Source organism: Bradyrhizobium sp. PUT101 (assembly GCF_052043945.1).
Taxonomy (GTDB): Bacteria; Pseudomonadota; Alphaproteobacteria; order Rhizobiales; family Xanthobacteraceae; genus Bradyrhizobium.
Map to the genome: position 1 here is coordinate 100708 of NZ_CP197207.1, position 17932 is coordinate 118639.

20 protein-coding genes are annotated in these 17932 nt (G+C 64.8%); 13 read left to right on the forward strand and 7 right to left on the reverse strand.

From position 1 onward, the window contains the following. Window positions 1-104 precede the first annotated feature (104 nt). Window positions 105-1364: a serine hydrolase domain-containing protein gene (locus ACSHT2_RS00395; protein ID WP_440639885.1), complete on the forward strand. Its 1260-nt coding sequence runs from the start codon at window positions 105-107 to the stop codon at window positions 1362-1364. Between the two features lie 216 nt (window positions 1365-1580). Beyond that, a complete protein-coding gene (locus ACSHT2_RS00400; protein WP_440639887.1) occupies window positions 1581-2462 on the forward strand; it encodes an AraC family transcriptional regulator in 882 nt (293 codons plus the stop codon). Between the two features lie 55 nt (window positions 2463-2517). Here the strand turns inward: ACSHT2_RS00400 and ACSHT2_RS00405 are convergent, their stop codons facing one another. After that, window positions 2518-2889, reverse strand: a complete 372-nt coding sequence (locus ACSHT2_RS00405; protein ID WP_440639889.1) for a cupin domain-containing protein — start codon at window positions 2887-2889, stop codon at window positions 2518-2520. Window positions 2890-3071: 182 nt separating this feature from the next. On the opposite strand from ACSHT2_RS00405, the gene ACSHT2_RS00410 reads away from it, so the two are divergent. After that, window positions 3072-3734: an SRPBCC family protein gene (locus ACSHT2_RS00410; protein WP_440639891.1), complete on the forward strand. Its 663-nt coding sequence runs from the start codon at window positions 3072-3074 to the stop codon at window positions 3732-3734. Continuing rightward, window positions 3734-4096 (forward strand): ArsR/SmtB family transcription factor, encoded by a 363-nt coding sequence (locus ACSHT2_RS00415; RefSeq protein ID WP_440639893.1) that lies wholly within the window; start codon window positions 3734-3736, stop codon window positions 4094-4096. Before ACSHT2_RS00410 ends, ACSHT2_RS00415 begins: the two co-directional genes overlap by 1 nt. An 81-nt stretch (window positions 4097-4177) precedes the next feature. Here ACSHT2_RS00415 and ACSHT2_RS00420 read toward each other — a convergent pair whose 3' ends face one another. Beyond that, window positions 4178-4678 (reverse strand): peptide deformylase, encoded by a 501-nt coding sequence (locus tag ACSHT2_RS00420; protein WP_440639895.1) that lies wholly within the window; start codon window positions 4676-4678, stop codon window positions 4178-4180. Between the two features lie 75 nt (window positions 4679-4753). On the opposite strand from ACSHT2_RS00420, the gene ACSHT2_RS00425 reads away from it, so the two are divergent. Beyond that, a complete protein-coding gene (locus ACSHT2_RS00425; RefSeq protein WP_440639897.1) occupies window positions 4754-5338 on the forward strand; it encodes a TetR/AcrR family transcriptional regulator in 585 nt (194 codons plus the stop codon). An 88-nt stretch (window positions 5339-5426) separates the two neighbouring features. Further along, window positions 5427-6005: a DUF308 domain-containing protein gene (locus ACSHT2_RS00430; protein WP_440643007.1), complete on the forward strand. Its 579-nt coding sequence runs from the start codon at window positions 5427-5429 to the stop codon at window positions 6003-6005. An 18-nt stretch (window positions 6006-6023) separates the two neighbouring features. On the opposite strand, the gene ACSHT2_RS00435 is transcribed toward ACSHT2_RS00430, so the two are convergent. Next, window positions 6024-6485 (reverse strand): cupin domain-containing protein, encoded by a 462-nt coding sequence (locus ACSHT2_RS00435; RefSeq protein ID WP_440639899.1) that lies wholly within the window; start codon window positions 6483-6485, stop codon window positions 6024-6026. A 68-nt stretch (window positions 6486-6553) separates the two neighbouring features. Beyond that, the gene (locus tag ACSHT2_RS00440; RefSeq protein ID WP_440639901.1) at window positions 6554-7471 is read right to left on the reverse strand and encodes a LysR family transcriptional regulator; all 918 of its coding nucleotides are present in this window, start codon (window positions 7469-7471) and stop codon (window positions 6554-6556) included. A 123-nt stretch (window positions 7472-7594) separates the two neighbouring features. Between ACSHT2_RS00440 and ACSHT2_RS00445 the strand changes: the two genes are divergently transcribed. The 3 genes from ACSHT2_RS00445 (at window position 7595) to ACSHT2_RS00455 (ending at window position 10785) form a co-directional block, all read left to right on the forward strand. Beyond that, entirely contained in the window at window positions 7595-8146 is a 552-nt protein-coding gene (locus ACSHT2_RS00445) for a hypothetical protein (protein ID WP_028182088.1), read from the forward strand. Beyond that, window positions 8143-9111, forward strand: coding sequence for an NAD(P)H-quinone oxidoreductase (locus tag ACSHT2_RS00450; RefSeq protein WP_440639904.1), 969 nt, complete (start codon window positions 8143-8145; stop codon window positions 9109-9111). The genes ACSHT2_RS00445 and ACSHT2_RS00450 overlap by 4 nt, the downstream gene beginning before the upstream one ends. A gap of 453 nt (window positions 9112-9564) precedes the next feature. Then, complete coding sequence (locus ACSHT2_RS00455; protein ID WP_440639906.1) at window positions 9565-10785, forward strand: MFS transporter; 1221 nt, start codon at window positions 9565-9567, stop codon at window positions 10783-10785. A 21-nt stretch (window positions 10786-10806) separates the two neighbouring features. On the opposite strand, the gene ACSHT2_RS00460 is transcribed toward ACSHT2_RS00455, so the two are convergent. Continuing rightward, window positions 10807-11193 carry an ester cyclase gene (locus ACSHT2_RS00460; protein ID WP_440639908.1) on the reverse strand — a complete coding sequence of 129 codons (387 nt, stop codon included), beginning with the start codon at window positions 11191-11193 and terminating at the stop codon, window positions 10807-10809. Between the two features lie 55 nt (window positions 11194-11248). Further along, window positions 11249-12121, reverse strand: coding sequence for a bifunctional helix-turn-helix transcriptional regulator/GNAT family N-acetyltransferase (locus tag ACSHT2_RS00465; RefSeq protein WP_440639910.1), 873 nt, complete (start codon window positions 12119-12121; stop codon window positions 11249-11251). 154 nt (window positions 12122-12275) lie between these two features. On the opposite strand from ACSHT2_RS00465, the gene ACSHT2_RS00470 reads away from it, so the two are divergent. From ACSHT2_RS00470 to ACSHT2_RS00485, 4 genes are all read left to right on the forward strand, one after another. Then, the gene (locus ACSHT2_RS00470) at window positions 12276-13940 is read left to right on the forward strand and encodes an acetolactate synthase large subunit (RefSeq protein WP_440639912.1); all 1665 of its coding nucleotides are present in this window, start codon (window positions 12276-12278) and stop codon (window positions 13938-13940) included. Window positions 13941-14083: 143 nt separating this feature from the next. After that, window positions 14084-14431 (forward strand): Lin0512 family protein, encoded by a 348-nt coding sequence (locus ACSHT2_RS00475; protein WP_018646107.1) that lies wholly within the window; start codon window positions 14084-14086, stop codon window positions 14429-14431. A gap of 4 nt (window positions 14432-14435) precedes the next feature. Further along, window positions 14436-15128, forward strand: a complete 693-nt coding sequence (locus ACSHT2_RS00480) for a GNAT family N-acetyltransferase (RefSeq protein ID WP_440639914.1) — start codon at window positions 14436-14438, stop codon at window positions 15126-15128. 68 nt (window positions 15129-15196) lie between these two features. Then, the gene (locus tag ACSHT2_RS00485) at window positions 15197-16384 is read left to right on the forward strand and encodes a serine hydrolase domain-containing protein (protein WP_440639915.1); all 1188 of its coding nucleotides are present in this window, start codon (window positions 15197-15199) and stop codon (window positions 16382-16384) included. Window positions 16385-16468: 84 nt separating this feature from the next. Here ACSHT2_RS00485 and ACSHT2_RS00490 read toward each other — a convergent pair whose 3' ends face one another. Then, window positions 16469-17809 carry an RtcB family protein gene (locus ACSHT2_RS00490; RefSeq protein WP_440639916.1) on the reverse strand — a complete coding sequence of 447 codons (1341 nt, stop codon included), beginning with the start codon at window positions 17807-17809 and terminating at the stop codon, window positions 16469-16471. Between the last annotated feature and the right edge of the window lie 123 nt (window positions 17810-17932).

A 17932-nucleotide genomic window follows, 5' to 3' on the forward strand; every position in this document is an offset into this window, starting at 1 on the left:
TTGCCGCCGTCCTGATGCGCGTAGCCCCCCGGCGTAAACGTCGGATGTCCGTCACGTTCTCCCGTGATACGTGATCCGTATGGTCCCCTTCGGAGCTCGTCTTCATGTCCGTCGCTACTGCCGCCAGCCAACTGTCCGCCACTGCCACCTCCACCGATCCCGAAGCCCTCGGCTGGATGCGCGGCTTCCCGCCGGCACCCGACCGCACCATCACTTTCCAGAACGGCTCGTTTCGCAGCTTCCCCGAACTGCGCTGGGCCTGGAGCAACATCCGCCAGCTGGTGCCGACGGTGAACGTCTGGCGCGGGGCAGGGCCCGCATCGGTGCTGCCGCGCGAGGATCACGACATCGGCGCGGTCGGCTCGACCACGATGGACGGGCGGCCCATGACGTTTGAAAAGATGCTGGAAGAGACGTACACCGACGGCATCGCCGTGCTGCACCGGGGCAGGCTGATCTATGAGCGCTATTTCGGCGCGTTGAAGCCGCACAAGCCGCATATCGGGATGTCGGTGACGAAGTCGTTCACCGGCGTTCTCGCCGGCATTCTGGTCGCCGAGGGCAAGATCGATCCGCAGGCGCCGGTGACGGATTACGTGCCGGAGCTGAAGGCGAGCGCGTTTGGGGACGCGCGCGTGCACGAGGTCATGGATATGACCACGGGGCTCGCCTACACCGAGGTCTATACCGACAAGAATTCGGACGTGTGGGGCCTGCGGCGCGCCAACGGCATGGCGCCAATTCCGCCTGACTATGACGGCCCGACCACCATCTTCGATTTCCTCATCGCGCAGAAGAAGCAGGGCGAGCACGGCAAGGCCTTCGCCTACAAGACCGTCAACACCGACGTACTGGCCTGGATCTGCCGCCGCGCCAGCGGTATGACGCTGTCCGATCTGCTCTCCGAGCGCATCTGGCAGCCGATGGGTGCGGAGGAGGACGCATATTATCACGTCGACCGCATCGGCACCGAGAGCGGCGGCGGCGGTCTCTCCACCACGCTGCGCGATCTCGCCCGCTTCGGCGAGACCATGCGCAATCACGGCCGCTTCAACGGCCGCCAGATCGTGCCGTCTCAGGTCGTTGAGGACATCGCGCGCGGCGGCGACCCCGAGAAATTCAAGCCGGCCGGCTACACCACGCTGCCCGGCGCGTCGTATCACAACCAATGGTGGGTCACGCACAACGCCCACGGCGCCTACATGGCGCGCGGCGTCTACGGCCAGGGCATCTACGTCGATCCCAGGGCCGAGATGGTGATCGCGCGCTACGCCTCGCACCCCATGGCGGGCAACGCCGCCAACGACCCCGTGACGCTGCCGGCCTACAGGGCGCTGGCGAAGGCACTGATGGCGGGCGGGTGAGGGCGCGTCGTCCGTTCGCGCCGCGCACTCGCTGTCATCGCCCGGCTTTTGGCCGGGCGATCAGTATTCCAGAGACCATTGTGATTGAATCGAAAGGCCGCGGCGTACTAGGTCGCCTGGTCGAGCCGGGCAACGACAGTGCGCCCAAAACCGCAAGATCCGTCGAGCACGCCACGGCCGTTCGCGCCTATATGAGGCCGCCACGGAGGAGGGACGATGAAGGCGGCGCTGCAAAACTATCAGGTCCGGATGCGGCGGGTGCTGGACCATATCGACCGGCATCTCGACGATGATCTGGACCTGGAAAGTTTGAGCGGTGTTGCTGCCTTCTCGAAATTCCATTTCCACCGGCAGTTCACGGCGACCTTCGGGCTATCCGTGCACCGCTACGTCCAGCTGGCCCGTCTGAAGCGCGCGTCGCATCAACTCGCCTTCACCGACGCCGAAAGCGTCACGGACATTGCGATGGATGCCGGCTACGAAGCACCGGATGCCTTTGCCCGCGCCTTTCGGCAACGATTCGGGCAATCGCCATCGTCGTTCCGGAAGTCTCCCGAGTGGGAGCCGTGGCTTGCGGCCTTCGGGCCTCTCGATATCGCGAGGAGCAAGCTCATACAGAGAACTTTCACGACTGACGACGTGACGATCCGCGATGTGCCCACCACGAAGGTGGCGATCATGGAGCATCGGGGCGACTCGGCGACGCTCCCCGCCACCATCCAGCGCTTCATCTCCTGGCGCAAGGCGGCGGGCCTGCACCCCAGCACAAACCCGACCTTCAATGTCTGGCGTTCCGAGCGGCGTCCTGCGCGCCCAGCCGATTATAGCGTGGATCTTTGTGTGGGCACCGATCAGCCGCTCGCGGCTGATGGCGATGGGATCAAGGCCGGCGAGATCCCCGGCGGACGCTGCGCCGTGCTGCGCGTCGTCGGCTACACCGACAATCTGGAGCCGGCCGCGCTCTACCTCTATCGCAACTGGCTGCCGGCCAGCGGCGAGGAAGTGCGCGACTTCCCGATTTATTGCCAGCGGCTGAGCTTCTTCCCGGAGGTGCCTGAGCACGAGACGGTCGCGGAACTGTTTCTCCCGCTGAAATAGCGGTCTCTGGGTCGGGCCCTTTTCCGTCGGGTCGCAGCAGGCGGGCAGGTCGACATCAACGATTGCCACGAGCTCGCGCCTCATGCACCTCCTGCCAGTGCGGATAGGTGACGTAGGCGGTGACGGCGCCTTGCTCGTGCGAGCGGATCGTGACGGTCTCGCCTTTCGGCATATGGACGATCTCGCCCGGACCTGCCGTGACGGTGCGTCCGTCGTTCGTGACCGACAATTTTCCCTCCAGGACCACCATGACATCGTCGACCACGAGCTTCTCCTCGAGGCTCTGGTTGGGCGCGTAGCGGCCGAAGCCGATCGTGATCGGTCCGCCGTGGCGCTGGTCGACCACATTGCCGGCGAAAATATCGCCGTCCTGTCCCGGCGAGCGTTCAAGCGAAGCGTCGGAGATGGCGAATTTGCGAACTTTCATGAATTCATTCCGTCTTGTGCGGGCCTGGCGGGTGGTGGGCACGGATAGACGCCTGGGTAGGTGTTTTGTTCGCATCGCCTCGCGAGGCGGTTTGACGCAGCGGCGCGGGAATCATATAAGTATTGACTTATATTAGTGCCGGCCGATATTCTTCCGTGCAAGAAACGACAAGGAGAAGCACGATGCAGATCGACGTCGCCAGGGTCTTGGGGCTTGTGACGCGCTCGGTGAGGAGCTTTGAGAAGGACGGAAAACCGGCGAGCGCGGTGATTCTGACGCGCCTCTACGACACCGGCGTCGACGATCTCTGGGACGCCGTGACCAGCAGGGAGCGTATCCCGCGCTGGTTCGCGCCGGTCGAGGGCGACCTCCAGCTCGGCGGAAGATACCAGGTCAAGGGCAATGCGGGCGGCACCATCACGGCCTGTACGCCGCCGACCCATTTCGCCGCGACGTGGGAATTCGGTGGCGCTTTGAGCTGGATCGACGTCAGGCTGAGCGCGGAACGAAGCCAGGTGCGCCTGACCCTTGAGCACACCGCGATCATCGAGGATCATTGGAATCAGTTCGGCCCCGGTGCGGTGGGCATCGGCTGGGACCTCGCCCTTGCGGGGCTCGAGCGATATCTTGTGACCGGGGCTTCGGTCGACCATGAAACGGCAGAGGCCTGGATGGGCTCGCCCGAGGGCAAGGAATTCATGACGACGAGCGGCGAGTATTGGCGGGCGGCGCACGTCGCGAGCGGGGTCGATCCGGCCACCGCGAAACAGCGCTCGGACCGCACCATCGCGTTCTATCGCGGCGAGATGCCGCCCGACATCGCGCATCCGGGCACCGGAAGCTGATGCACGTCTTCGAGGTCCTCGCCGATCCCGTGCGCCGCCGCATCCTCGAGCTGCTCGGCCTCAAGGAGATGGCGTCCGGCGAGGTGGTCGAAGTGATCGCGGCCGAGTTCGGAATCACCCAGGCGGCCGTCTCGCAGCACCTCAAGGTGCTGCGCGAGAGCGGCTTTGCAAGCGTTCGGGCGGAGGCGCAAAGGCGCCTCTATTCGGTCGACGTTGCCGGGCTTCAGGCGGTCGATACGTGGATCGGTCAGTTCAGGAATTTCTGGGAGCCGAAGCTGGACGCGCTGGCAACCGAGATCGCGCGTGGCAAACGTGCGCGTCGCAACGCTCCGATCACCAAGCGGAGCGGGAAGAGGGCTTGAGCTTGCAAGGCACGTCGGGTGGATTGGAGCACACTCTCTCGACGCCGTGCTCACAGTGAATTGCACCGTCGCCAATCCACCCTACGAATTCCGCGACAACTTCTCGAACTTCTTCACCAGCCGCTCGCGCTTCAGCCGCGATAGCCGCTGGAGCCAGAACATGCCGTCGAGCTGATCGATTTCGTGCTGGTGGCACACCGCGCGCAGGCCGTCCGATTCCTCGTGTTGCATATTGCCCTCGACATCCTGATAGCTGATCCGCACCCGCGCATGGCGCTGTACCTCGTCGTTGACCCCAGGCATCGAGACACTGCCCTCGCGGTGCAGGATCATCTTGGGCGAGGCCCATGTGATCTCCGGATTGACGTAAGTCCGCGCGCCGTCCTTGGCGTCGAGCTCCAGCACCACGACTCGCAAGGGCACGCCGATATGCGGCGCGGTGATGCCGATGCCGGGCGCGGCACGCATAGTCTCGAGCAGGTCGTTCGCGAGGTCGCGCAAGGAATCGTCGAATGCGGTGACGGAGTGGGCCGGCAGCGCGAGCCGGCGGTCGGGATAGCGCACGATCGGGCGGATGGTCATGCAGGCTCCTACCACTCACGGATCATTGAAGCATCCTGGCTTGACGACCTACCTACTGGAAGGTAGCTAGGCGCCATGAGCACCGTTTCCTCGACCGCCGACGACATTCTTGCGTGTGCCCGGACGCTGATCATCGCCGGCGGCTATAACGGCTTCAGTTACGCCGACATCGCCGATGTCGTGGGCATCCGCAAGCCGAGCATCCACCACCATTTCGCCAGCAAGGTCGACCTGGTCCGCACCCTCGTGTCGCGCTATCGCGAGGAGGCCCAGGCAGGGTTGTCGGCGCTCGAACGCAATGTCGCTGACCCCGCCGAGCAGCTCAAGAGCTACGTCGCGTATTGGGAGGCTTGCATCAAGGACGCGACGGCCCCGTTCTGCGTCTGTGCGCTCCTTGCCAGCGAGCTACCGATCCTGCCCGAGGAGGTGGCGCTCGAAGTCCGCGCGCACTTCCGTTTCCTGGGATCCTGGCTGGCATCGGTCATGGAGCGCGGCAAGCGGCAAGGGCAGCTCCACCTCGCCAGCACGGCACGGGTCGAGGCGGAGGGATTCATGGCAACCGTTCACGGCGCGATGCTGTCGGCGCGCGCTTATGGCGATCCAAGGATGTTCGGAACCATCATCCGGCCGCTGCTGGATCGGCTTTCTACCAGACACTGACGAGGTCGACACAGGCAATGCCGGTCAGGGCGGCTCGATGCCTCCGCTTCACATGCCAAACTACCAACTAGTAGGTAAGGAGACGATGATGAGAAATCGTGAGATCGCTTTGGACGCGGCCGACCAAACGCAATGGCTGAAGCAATATTACTTCCTGCGTGCCGCGTTTTCCGTCGCCTGGGTCATTGCGGCCTTCGTGATCGCGCCAACGTCCGCGGTGATCGCAGCGGCGTTGCTCGTCGCCTATCCGGCCTGGGACGCTGCCGCCAATTATCTCGACGCGCTCTCCAGCGGCGGCTTGAACGAGAATCGCACGCAGGGCCTGAACGTGCTGGTCAGTCTGGCGACCACCATCGCGGTCATCCTGGCCTTGCAGGTGAGCATGAATTGGGTGCTCGGAATCTTCGGGGCCTGGGCAATCCTGTCCGGATTGCTTCAGCTCGGCACGGCCGTGCGGCGCTGGAAGCGTTTCGGCGCGCAATGGGCCATGGTGCTCAGCGGTGGCCAGTCGGCGCTGGCGGGCGGCTTCTTCATCTTCCAGGCCTCGATGCCTGCGGTGCCATCGATCGCGAACGTCGCGGGCTATGCTGCGGTCGGCGCGCTCTACTTCCTCGTCTCGGCGGTCTGGCTCACCGTCAGCACGTGGCGCCGCAGCGCGGCCATGTGAGGCGTTGCTCCAGATGCTTCACGCGTCCGGATAGGGCGTGCCGTCCTTGTGCAGGAAGCGGCCGTCGGATGCGGGGCTCATCATGTCGATGTCGGAGCAGGTGATGAGGTCGGCTTGCGAGCGCGAGCCGACCTCGAGATAGACAGCCGTCGTATTCGACCTGTTGATCATGTGATGGCCGTTGCCGCTTGCCTTGGGGAAGGCCGCGCAATCGCCTGCGCGCAGCAGAGTTTCGCCGCCATCCTCGATCAGCGTCACCTCGCCTTCGAGGATGTAGACGAACTCGTCCTCGTGCGAATGCCAGTGCCGCTGGCTCGACCAGCCGCCCGGCGGCAGGCGCATCAGGTTGATCCCGAAATCCTTCAGGCCCCCGGCATCGCCGAGACGCTGCCGGATCCGATCAGCGCAAGGAGCATCGAAGGGCGCGGGGTAGCCGGAGCCCTTGCGAGCCGGCACGACGGCAATGTCGATCTTTGGCATGGAGGGATCTCCTGCAATTCAAGGCATGGATGATGGGGTGGATGGTCACGATGTCATTGGCGTCGGTACTACGCCCACACTGGCGGCGACCCGATGGAATCCCGCAACGCGGCAGTCAGGATCCTCAGTTTGGCAGACGGCTGCGCCAGGGCACGCAACAGATAGACGCCGGCCTTCGCCTCATTCCACCGTTCGTCGTCGAGCGGAATTCGTGTCAGTGAACCGGCGCGTATGTCTGTCCCGACGACCCAGTCTGCCAGGAATGCGATGCCGATGCCGGCGAGTGCCGCGAGCCGCATCGCTTCGAAGTCGTCGCATCGAAAAACGGCTTGCGGCCCGGGCGCTGCGCCCGCGGGGTGACCAAGCACGTCCGTCCAGCCCAGCAGGTCGGCGCCGTGCAATTTGTCAATCAGCCGATGGCCGGTGAGGTCTTTCGTTTCGGTCGGTATGCCGTGACGATCGAGATAGGCAGGAGTGGCGACCAGCATTCTGTTCTGCGATGCCAGCTTGGTCGCGATGAGGGTGCTGTCGGCAAGTTCGCCAATCCGGATCACGGCATCGAGCCGCTCCAGCACGGGATCAGCGAGCCTTTCGGTGAGATCGAGTTCGACCGTGAGGCCGGGATGATTCCGCATGACCGTTTCCAGGGTGGGGACCACGTAGCGCTTGCCAAAGGTCGGAAAGCAGGCAAGACGAAGAACGCCGGCGACCGCACCATTGAAAGCGGCGATCTCTGCGTGCGTGTCGGCCAGGTCGTCGAGCAATCGCTGCGCGCGTTCAAACAGTCGTTCTCCGGCATCGGTCACCGCGAGCGCGCGGGTCGAGCGCACCAGCAGCGGCACCCCGACACTGTGCTCCAGCGCGTCGATCTGTCGGACGACGGCCGAGGGCGTCACACCGCGATGACGTGCGGCGCTGGAGAAACTCCCGCCACGAACCACGTCAACATAGATTGCCAGATGTTCCGCAAACCGCGGGTCTTTCATCTTTGCGCCTTTCGCAAAAGGGTTTCGTGCCTAAGGTTCATTATCATTGACTCTCAAAAGCCGTATCTCCTCCCTCGAAGGCGGGCCTTACCGGCCTAAGCCCTTGAATGAAAGGAGATTATCATGAAGGCTCTCGATCGCATCCTGTCGCAATCGGCCTATACCGCGGTCATTGATGTACCGCTCGACCGAGTGGACATCGCCGAATGGCTGTTCACGCTTTCCGAAGCCGAATATCTGCGCTGCTGCCCGCCTGATCACATTGCGGCCGGCGTCAGCACCACAGACGACGGGCGCCGCATGATGATCAACGTCGAGCAGATCGGCACCGGGCTGGTCATCCAACACTATGTGGCGGAAGTGGCCAGCAAGACCTACTGCCGCATGAATTCAATCTCGGACGTGTTTACGACAAATGGCCGGACCCAGGTCAATGTTATCTGGGAGCTTCAGGCCGAAGCTATCGATGAAGGGCGCACCCGCTATACGAACAGAGTCACGGCACACCCGACCGACGTCTTCATGGCATTCCTGGACAAGCACGGCATTTCCTTCGAAGACGCCGCCAACGCACGCCAAGCGGCCGGAAGCGACCACAATCGCCGCGAGACGCCGTTGTTCGCCGCCAGCATCGCGCGGCGCGCCAAGGCCCATACACGGGAGCAGGCAAAATGAAAGGCGTCGTCTATGATGGCTTCGGTCCGGCGGAGGTTCTCCGCCTGGCCGAACTGCCGAGGCCGGAGGTTCGTCCCCAGGATCTGCTGGTGCGTGTGAAGGCGGCAGGCGTCAACCGCGCGGATATTCTCCAGCGAAACGGCGCCTACGGCAACCAGAGCTTTGGCGAGAGCGCCCTGCTTGGCCTCGAGCTGGCCGGTGAAGTCGTTGGCGTCGGCAGCGAAGTCGACGAAGCCTCGATCGGGCAACGTGTGATGGCGATCGTCGGCGGGGGAGCGTATGCCGAATTCGCCCGGGTCGACCGTCGCATGGCGATCAGCATTCCAGGCAATGTCTCGTTCGTCGAGGGTGCGGCGATCATGGAATCATTTGTGACGGCCGTCGAAGCGGTCTCACATGTTGGTCAAACCGTCCTAGTTCACGGCGGCGCGGGCGGAGTGGGCTCCGCCTGCGTGCAGGTCGCCCATGCGCTGGACGCCACCGTCTACGCAACGGCGAGCGCTTCGCGGTTGGCGGATGTCGGCAGCATCGGCGCCGCCGCTGTGATCGACTATCGTGCCGATGATTTCGAAAGCGTCGTCGCAAGGCTTACCGATCGTCGCGGCGCGGACGCCGTGATCGATTTCGTCGGCGGCGATTACCTGCCGCGCAACCTTCGCAGCCTTCGGCCTGGCGGGACCCTGGTTCAAGTCGGCATTTTGAGCGGCCAGCACGCCCCCTCGATTCCGCTCAACCTGCTGCTGCACAACCACTTGCGATTGGTGGGCACCGTCATGAAATCGCGAGGCGTGGACGAGAAGCGGGCGATGGTCCGTCGTTTCTCCGAAGGGTTTTTGCCGCTGTTTGAGTCGGGTGGGCTGAAACCGTTGGTCGATCAGGTGTTTCCGCTGGTACGCGCCGCCGATGCCCATCGCAGCGTGGAGCGCGGCGGAGGATTTGGAAAGGTTATCTTGGCGATGGATTGAGCGCGGGCAGGGGTATCGTGCTTGTGCATGAACCGACCGTCTGAATTCGCGCTGATCATGTCAGGTCGGAGCATGTCGTGAGATAGCCGGGCGAGCGCGAGCCGACCTCGATCGATCACCGAGGACGACGTCAAGGCAATGTTCGAGGCTTGACCGAGCGCGGCGAGGCGGTGAGCGCAGGCCGGCGTTGGCCTTCGGGCTGCGATGCTGTCGATTGGCGGGATGATGACATTGTGCCGGTGTTTTGCCCGACAGGTCAACTCGCCGTCCCATATCGCAAATGACGGACCTCGTAAGTCATTGATTCCACAATGGTCGGCTACTGTGCATGGGGTTGTTTTTCGACTTTTTGTCGGCGGGGCACATAAGCGTGCGGCAAAAATGCCGTGAGCGTTGTCGGTCCGCGCCGTTCTCCTTCGTCTTCCACCCGGACAGACCTGACGGGAGACCGAAATGACTTCTTCCAACTATCGCTGGGTGATCGTCGCCGCCGGCGGCCTGCTCGGCTGCGTCGCGATCGGCGGCATGTTTTCGCTGCCGGTGTTCCTGCAGCCGATCGCAAAGGACACCGGCTGGTCGGTGACGGGCATCTCCAGCGCAATGACGATCGGCTTTCTGGCGATGGCTTTCACCAGCATGGCCTGGGGCACGGCGTCGGACAGGTTCGGGCCGCTGCCGGTGGTGCTGACGGGATCGATCGTGCTGGCGCTCAGCCTGTTCGCGGCGAGTCACGCGACCTCGCTTCTCGTGTTCCAGGTCGTATTCGGCCTTCTCGTCGGCGCTGCCTGTGCGGCAATCTTCGCGCCGATGATGGCGACCGTCACCGGCTGGTTCGACACAAATCGCAGCCTCGCGGTGTCGCTGGTCTCCGCCGGCATGGGCATGGCGCCGATGACGATGTCGCCGCTGGCGGCCTGGCTCGTCTCCGGCCACGACTGGCGGACCTCGATGCAGATCGTCGCGCTGGTGGTCGGTGCCATCATGATCCCGGTCTCGTTCCTGGTGCGCCGTCCGCCCGCGCTGGTGCAGGCAGCGGCCGCACCGGCGGGCGAGGGCGCTGCGCAAGGCGAGATGTCGATGGGCGAAGCGCTGCGCTCGCCGCAATTCCTCATTTTGCTTGCCACCAACTTCTTCTGCTGCGCGACCCATTCCGGCCCGATCATCCACACCGTCAGCTACGCCGTGAGCTGCGGCATCCCGCTGGTCGCGGCGGTGACGATCTACAGCATCGAGGGGTTTGCCGGCCTCGGCGGACGCATCGCCTTCGGCCTGATGGGCGACCGCTTCGGCGCCAAGCGCGTGCTGGTCTCGGGCCTCCTGCTGCAGGCGTTCGGCGCGCTCGCCTACGTCTTCGCGCATCAGCTCACGACGTTCTATGCGGTCGGCGCCATCTTCGGCTTCATCTATGCCGGCACCATGCCGCTCTACGCCGTGCTCATCCGCGAGAACTTCCCGCTCAAGATGATGGGCACGGTGATCGGCGGCACCGCGATGGCCGGCAGCCTCGGCATGGCGACCGGCCCGCTTGCCGGCGGCCTGATCTATGACGCCTTCTCCAGCTATGCCTGGCTCTACATCGCCTCCTGGGCGATGGGCCTGGGTGCCTTCCTGATGGCGATGACGTTCCGCCCCTTCGCAAAGCCGCAAGGGGAGGTGGCGCCGGCGGCGGCGTGAGCTCCTGATCGAGGCGCGGCGTCAGAGCTGCGCCTCGATCGCGGTCTTGTCGATCACCGACCAGACCTGCCGGATCTTTCGGTCTTGGAATTCGTAGAACACGTTCTCGCAAAAGGACACGCGCTTTCCATCGACCGCAAGACCCAGGAATGTCCCGGCTGGCGTGCAATCAAACTTCAGCCGGGCGGCGATGCGGGGAGGATCGGAGATCAGCATCTCGATGTGGAACTGCAGATCCGGTATTTCCCGAACGTCCCGTTCCAGCATCGCGCGATAACCGGCCAGCCCAAGGGGCCGCGCGTTGTGGGCGACCTCCTCATGCACGAATTGTCCGAGCGCCGGCCAGTCCCGCCGGTTCAGGCAGGCGATGTAATCGCGGTAGATGGCAGCTAGGTCGTCTCTCGTCATGGCGAAGCTCCAGCGGCTTCGACCATAACGCACGAGGATCGCGAACCGGTCCAGCTCAGAGGCGCTTCTCGAAGAAGAGGTCCGGATAGGGATCATCGTTGAAGCGGGGGATCTCGCTCCAGCCCGTGCTGCGATAAAGCTGACCAGCTTCGGGCAGCGCGCTGTTGGTGTCGAGCCGCAGCAGCGTGATGCCGAGTTCCCGCGCCGCGTTCTCGGCCGCATCCATCAGGCGGCGGCCGAGCCGCAATCCGCGCGCGGCAGGCGCCACCCACAGCCGCTTGATCTCGGCATAGCCGTGATCGGTTCCCTTCAAGCCGACGCAGCCGATCGGCAGCCTGTCCGACATCGCGACGATGAAGGTGCCGCGCGGGCGGCGCATGTCCTTGGCATCGGGATCGCGCGACAGCGAGACGTCGAAGCCCTGGCTGAAGCGGCGGCCGAGCTCGGCATAGTATTCGCCGAGGCAGTAGCGCGCTTCCTCGCATCGCGGATCCATCTCGTCCAGCGCGACCCGCTCGCGCGTCAGTGCGGAGGCGATCAGATCCATCGCCGCCAGCAGCGCCTCGCGCTGCGAATGCTGCGCGAGGAAACCTTCCGCCTGCGCGTTCGACAGCGCCTCGTAGGCCGCGAACTCGCGACGGCCAGCCCGCGTCAGCTTTGCCATGCGCCGGCGCGCATCGTCTTCGCGCGCGGTGGTCTCGATCAGCCCTTCGTCCTCGAGGCTGCGGAGCAGCCGGCTCATCAACCCGGAATCGAGACCGAGATAGTCGCGGATTTCCGCCACGTCCGAGCGTCCGTGCCCGATCGCATTGAGCACCCGCGCCGCGCCAAGCGGCCGGCTGCGCCCGAGGAACGAATTGTCGAGCGCACCGACGGCAGAAGTGACGGCCCGGTTGAAGCGGCGGACGCGGGAGACGGCATCGAGCATGATGTCTGACTTTAGTCAGATATCATGGTCTGTCAATCGCGCGAGAGCCGATCGAGCTTCCGGTAGCGCGCCTCTTTGTGAGTTGTTCCCGTGCCGCGAGCCGCTACCATGCGCCCGCGCGGGGAGTTCGGGTCTACAACAGGCGGAGGCGACATTGAGCGAGCGGGAATGCAAAGCGAAGGGATCGGACCTGTTCGTCGCGGCCCTGGAGAATGAGGGTGTCGATCGCATCTTCGGCATTCCCGGCGAAGAGAATCTCGATCTTGTCGAATCGCTGCGGGCGTCCAGGATCGAGCTGATCCTGACCCGCCACGAGCAGGCCGCGGCCTTCATGGCTGCCACGCATGGGCGTCTGACCGGCAAGCCCGGCGTTTGTCTGTCGACGCTCGGCCCCGGTGCTCTCAACCTGTCGACGGGCGCCGCCTATGCACATCTCGGTGCCATGCCGATGATCCTGATCACCGGCCAGAAGCCGATCATGAGCAGCCGGCAGGCCCGCTTCCAGATCGTGGACGTGGTGGCGACCATGAAGCCGCTGACCAAGCTGTCGCGGCAGATCGTCAGCGCCTCCAGCATCCCGACCGTGGTGCGCGACGCCTTCCGCGTCGCGATGGAGGAGCGGCCCGGGCCGGTGCACCTCGAGCTGCCCGAAGACGTTGCCGGCGACGAAGTGCCCGGCGTTCCCGTGGTCCCCGTCCATCCGATCGAGATCCCCGTCGCCCATCGCGCCGCGCTCGACCGCGCCGCCGAGATGATCATGGCCGCACGGCGCCCGCTGGTGATGATGGGAGCGGCGACCAGCCGGCCGCGCTCGACGCACGGCATCGCAAGCTTCGTGCGGCGGACCGGCATTCCGTTCTTCACGACGCAGATGGGGAAGGGGACCGTGCCCGGCGGCACCAATCTCTATATGGGGACCGCGGCGCTGTCGGAACGCGACTACGTCCATGACGCGATCGATGCCGCCGATTTGATCGTCGCGATCGGCCACGATCCGATCGAGAAACCGCCCTTCATCATGGGCCCCTCGGGCCCGAAGGTCATTCACGTCAGCTACACGCCGGCGAGCGTCGAGCAGGTCTATTTCCCCGATGCCGAGGTCGTCGGGGACGTCGGCCCGAGCCTGGAGCTGCTGGCGGATCGGCTCGAAAGCAAGCTACCGCAGGCCGCGGCGCTGCTGCCATTGCGGGAAGAGATCCTGAATCACATCGACGACCGGGCCACCGAGGCACGTTGGCCGCCGACGCCGCAGCGCATCGTGCACGACATCCGCCAGGTGATCCCCGAGAACGGCATCGTCGCGCTCGACAACGGCATGTACAAGATCTGGTTTGCGCGCAACTACCGCACCCGCGTCGCCAACACGCTGCTGCTCGACAATGCGCTGGCGACCATGGGCGCCGGCCTGCCGTCGGCGATGATGGCTGCGATGCTCTATCCCGACCGCCGCGTGCTTGCGGTTGCCGGCGACGGCGGCTTCATGATGAACAGCCAGGAGATGGAGACGGCGGTCCGCCTCAAGCTCAACCTGGTCGTGCTGGTGCTGGAGGACAACGCCTACGGCATGATCCGCTGGAAGCAGGCCGTCGATCACTTTGCCGATTACGGCATGACGTTTGGCAATCCCGACTTCGTCCTCTACGCGGGGGCTTACGGGGCGAAAGGGCATCGGATCGAGAGCATCGACGGCTTTGGCCCGACTCTGGAGGCGGCATTCAAGGAGGGCGGCGTGCACCTCGTCTCGATCCCGATCGACTATTCGGAGAACGTGCGGGTGCTCGGCGACGAACTGCGGGCGCATGAGAAATCGAAGGCGTGAAAACTACGGTCTCGTGCCCCGGACGCGGCGCAGCGCCTCTTTGGCGGTGCGCTGCAGAGCCGGGGCGAGAGAGCAACCGTACTTGTGCCGTGCGTCCCGATCGCCGACACTTCCAGTCACTCAACCAATCACAGGAATAGAAAATGACCCGCGTTCGTTGTGTCACCGAGATGGGCATGGGCGTCGACGTTCACGGCAGGGACGCCACCAAGGCGGCCAAGCGTGCCGTGTCAGATGCCATCAGGCATTCGAGCCTCGGCTTCTTCCGGATGATCGGCAAGACCGCGAACGACATGTTCGTCGATGTCACGATCGGGGTGCCCAACCCCGAGGCGGTGGACAAGGAAGCTGTCGCCAAGGAGCTGCCTTACGGCACCGTGACCGTCACCGCGGTCAAGGGCGGGCTTGAGATTCCCTCGGCTACGGAAGTGGCCAACGATCCCATCCTCATTGCCAATGCCGCCGTCATCGTCAGCTTCGACAAGGACTAGGCCGATGTCGGCGAGCAATGAGGCGCTGCTGGATCGCCCGATCTGGAGCGCGTTGACGACGAGCCAGAAGCATTTGGCCGAGGGCGGCCCGCGGGCTCTGCGCTATCCCGTGGACATGACGCCGTTTGCCGATATGGTCGACATGTCCGCGGCAAGTTTTGCGGCGCTCGGCGATCTCATGTCGGGCTCGCAAGTCGCGGTCCTGTTCACGCCCGAGCCGGTCGAAATTCCCGCCGGCTTCAAGGTACTGCTCGCCGAGCCCGGCGAGCAGATGATCGGCTCGCCCGCCGACACCTCGCTGCGCGACGCCGAGATCGTCCGCCTGGGCGCGGCCGATGTTCCCGCCATGATGGCGCTGACCGAGCTGACCAAGCCCGGGCCGTTCGCGGCGCGGACGCACGAGCTCGGCACCTTCCTCGGCATCCGCGCCCGCGGCGAGCTCGTCGCCATGGCCGGCGAGCGGATGAAGCCGGGCAATTTCACCGAGATGACGGCCGTCTGCGTGCATCCGGATCATCGCGGGCGCGGTTACGCGCAGGCGTTGCTCGCCGCCATCGCGCGCCGGATCGAGGCGCGCGGTGAAATTCCGTTCCTGCATGTGTTTTCCCACAATACGTCCGCGATTGCGCTGTACCAACGGCAGGGCATGCGGATTCGGCGTCGCCTGCACGTCACAGTGCTGATGAAACAGGGATGAGCTGCGCGGCGAGCTTCATATCCCGCGAATTCGCGCTATATCGATGCCAACCACACTTGGGGGAATATATGGACGCCAGGACACCTGATTTTTCCGCCGCGCGGACGGCGATGCAGCGCTATGTCGATCAGGAGATCATTCCGGGTGCATCCTGGGCGGCGCTGCGCGGGCGCGAGGTGGTCGACCAGCAATGCGTCGGCTTTGCCGACCGTGAGGCGAACACGACGCTTCGGCCCGACCATATCTTCCGCGCGTTTTCCAACACCAAGATCTTCGTCACCTGCGCGACCATGCTGCTGGTGGAGGAAGGCCGCATCGGGCTCGATGATGCGATCGAGAAATTCCTGCCGCAGCTCGGCAATCGCAAGGTGCTCAAACAGGGCGCGGCAAGTCTTTCGGATGTCGAGCCGGCGAAGAGCCCGATCACGATCCGCCAACTCCTGACCCATACCTCCGGTCTCAGTTACGGCATCTTCGACCCTGGCACGGTGCTGTTCAAAGGCTACAACGAGGCGCGCGTGCTCAATCCGCTGACGCCGCTCACCGACCTGATCGACAGGCTGGCTGATCTGCCGCTGTCCTATCACCCTGGTACGGCCTGGGAATATTCGGTGGCGACCGACGTGCTCGGCCGTGTCGTGGAGGTTGCCTCCGGTCAGAGGCTCGATGTCTTTCTGAAGTTGCGCATCTTCGATCCGCTCGGCATGACCGATACGGGCTTCCACGTTCCGGAGGCGCAGCAAGGCAGGCTGGTTGCGCTCTACAATGGCGCTGATGTGCTCGATCCCATGAAGCCCGGCCTCACCCGGGCGGACCATCTGCCTTATCCGCAAGCCTATCGGCGGCAATTGCCGCGGTTGTCGGGCGGTGGCGGTCTGGTCTCGACCTTACCCGACATGCTGGCGCTGGTCCGCGCGCTGCTGCCCGGTTCGGATACGCTGCTGAAGCCGGAGACGCTGCGGCAGATGATGGCGAACCAATTGCCCGGAGGCCAGACCATCCGCTTCGCCAATCTCGGTCCGATCCCCGGCAAGGGGTTCGGTCTCGGCGGCGCCGTCACCTTCGCGCCGACGCCGTTCGATCCCCCGAATTCGACCGGCGAATTCCAGTGGGGCGGCCTTGCCGGCACCCATTGGTGGATTTGTCCTGAGGCCAATACCGCCGGCGTGCTGATGACGCAGCGCTACATGGGCTTCTGGAATCCGTTCTTCTTCGAGTTCAAGCGCCTGGCCTATCAGGCGGTCGGTGCGGGCTGACGCGAAGACGCGGTCCGGTCGTCGAGCTTTGCCGCGACAAGCAAAGCGAGCGGAAGGCGTTGCCTCCCGCTCGCGATGCTGTCCTCAGTCCTTCCACGGATCGAACTCGCCTTCGCCGGCCATGGCGACGGCGAACGGCCGCAGCGTGTGCAGCACCTTCACGGTGCCGGCGTGCTGCGCCAGGACGTCCGGCAGGCGGCGATAGGCCATCGGGCTCTCGTCGAGGTCGGCACCGATCAAGGTGACGCCGCGCTCGTTGAGCCAGCGGTCCATCTCCGCGCGCGTGAAGCGCCGCTTCGCCTCCCGTCGTCCGAACAGGCGGCCGGCGCCGTGCACGGTCGAGTAGAGCGAGGCCTTGGCCTCTGGATTGTCGACGCCTTCGAGGATGACGGCGTCGTCGCCCATGGAGCCGCCGACGAATCCCTTCTGGCCGGGAAACGCCGGCGTCGCGCCCTTGCGCACCACCCACAAATCCTTGCCGTCGTGGGTCTCACGCCAGGCATAGTTGTGGTGGTTGTGCACGGTCTCGGTCACGCTGCCGCCGATGATCTGGCGGACGCGCTCGACGACCCACTCGCGGCCCGCATAGGCATAACGCCCGGCGAGCTGCATCGCCGCGATGTAGCGGCGGCCGAGCTCGGACTCCTCGTCGACCACGGCAGGCGGGACGTTCATGCCGTCCTTGCCGCCGGCGGCCTTGAGGTAGCGCGTCGCGGAGGTGTGGCCGAGCCCGCGGCTGCCGAAGTGGACGCCGATCCAGACGAAGCCTTCCTCGTCGCGCATGAGGTCGACATAGTGGTTGCCCGATCCGACCGTGCCGAGCTGGTTCGCCGCCTTCGGACGGTAAGTCTCCATATCGCTCTCGCGCCAGGCATCGCCGTCGTCGAACAGCGCGTGCTCGGCCCGCTCGGCATTGGCACGGCCAACGCCGAACGAGATCGTCTTGGCGACATCGCGGATGATCGTGGGCACGAGGCCTGCGATGTCGTCGAAGCGCGTGTCGAGCTTCGCTGCCATGTTGCCGCAGCCGATGTCGAAGCCGACGCCCGAGATGCTGATCTGCTTCTCATAGGCGATGACGCCGCCGACCGGCTGGGCGTAGCCGAGATGACCGTCGGCGCAGATCACGCCGGACACGACATTGCCGACCGCCATGCAGTTGCGCATCTGCGCGATCGTCGCATCCTCGTGCGGGCCGAACACCTTCAGCGGCGCATTCTGGAAGCGGGCATCCTGCGGGCGCAGGTTCGCGATCTCGCCCGCGACGGCATCGGTCTCGCGCGTGAGATGCTCCTTGCGCGCGGCGTCCTTATACAGGCACCAGGCCGGCTGGCCGCGTCCTTCGCCGACGCGCGAGTCGGGATCGACACCGGCGGCGAGGCAGAGCTCGCGGGCGCGTTCCATGTAGGGATCGGGTCGTCGCATGGTCCTGTATCCTGCTTCAAGTCCCTCGCGCACCGTTGAGGGTGCGCGCAGTCATTTCAGAGTTTTCGCCGGTCCCTGGCGCGGTGCTCCGCGTCCGGGGCCGTTGTCGTTGCGCATCGGTTC

Bases quoted from the DNA above. Each gene is read 5' to 3' on its own strand.
- ACSHT2_RS00405 (WP_440639889.1), bottom strand. From the start codon at position 2,889: ATGAAAGTTCGCAAATTCGCCATCTCCGACGCTTCGCTTGAACGCTCG.
- ACSHT2_RS00465 (WP_440639910.1), bottom strand. From the start codon at position 12,121: ATGCTCGATGCCGTCTCCCGCGTCCGCCGCTTCAACCGGGCCGTCACT.
- ACSHT2_RS00460 (WP_440639908.1), bottom strand. From the start codon at position 11,193: ATGACGAGAGACGACCTAGCTGCCATCTACCGCGATTACATCGCCTGC.
- ACSHT2_RS00475 (WP_018646107.1), top strand. From the start codon at position 14,084: ATGACCCGCGTTCGTTGTGTCACCGAGATGGGCATGGGCGTCGACGTT.
- ACSHT2_RS00420 (WP_440639895.1), bottom strand. From the start codon at position 4,678: ATGACCATCCGCCCGATCGTGCGCTATCCCGACCGCCGGCTCGCGCTG.
- ACSHT2_RS00430 (WP_440643007.1), top strand. From the start codon at position 5,427: ATGAGAAATCGTGAGATCGCTTTGGACGCGGCCGACCAAACGCAATGG.
- ACSHT2_RS00440 (WP_440639901.1), bottom strand. From the start codon at position 7,471: ATGAAAGACCCGCGGTTTGCGGAACATCTGGCAATCTATGTTGACGTG.
- ACSHT2_RS00395 (WP_440639885.1), top strand. From the start codon at position 105: ATGTCCGTCGCTACTGCCGCCAGCCAACTGTCCGCCACTGCCACCTCC.
- ACSHT2_RS00455 (WP_440639906.1), top strand. From the start codon at position 9,565: ATGACTTCTTCCAACTATCGCTGGGTGATCGTCGCCGCCGGCGGCCTG.
- ACSHT2_RS00485 (WP_440639915.1), top strand. From the start codon at position 15,197: ATGGACGCCAGGACACCTGATTTTTCCGCCGCGCGGACGGCGATGCAG.
- ACSHT2_RS00445 (WP_028182088.1), top strand. From the start codon at position 7,595: ATGAAGGCTCTCGATCGCATCCTGTCGCAATCGGCCTATACCGCGGTC.
- ACSHT2_RS00480 (WP_440639914.1), top strand. From the start codon at position 14,436: ATGTCGGCGAGCAATGAGGCGCTGCTGGATCGCCCGATCTGGAGCGCG.
- ACSHT2_RS00415 (WP_440639893.1), top strand. From the start codon at position 3,734: ATGCACGTCTTCGAGGTCCTCGCCGATCCCGTGCGCCGCCGCATCCTC.
- ACSHT2_RS00425 (WP_440639897.1), top strand. From the start codon at position 4,754: ATGAGCACCGTTTCCTCGACCGCCGACGACATTCTTGCGTGTGCCCGG.
- ACSHT2_RS00450 (WP_440639904.1), top strand. From the start codon at position 8,143: ATGAAAGGCGTCGTCTATGATGGCTTCGGTCCGGCGGAGGTTCTCCGC.
- ACSHT2_RS00400 (WP_440639887.1), top strand. From the start codon at position 1,581: ATGAAGGCGGCGCTGCAAAACTATCAGGTCCGGATGCGGCGGGTGCTG.
- ACSHT2_RS00410 (WP_440639891.1), top strand. From the start codon at position 3,072: ATGCAGATCGACGTCGCCAGGGTCTTGGGGCTTGTGACGCGCTCGGTG.
- ACSHT2_RS00435 (WP_440639899.1), bottom strand. From the start codon at position 6,485: ATGCCAAAGATCGACATTGCCGTCGTGCCGGCTCGCAAGGGCTCCGGC.
- ACSHT2_RS00490 (WP_440639916.1), bottom strand. From the start codon at position 17,809: ATGCGACGACCCGATCCCTACATGGAACGCGCCCGCGAGCTCTGCCTC.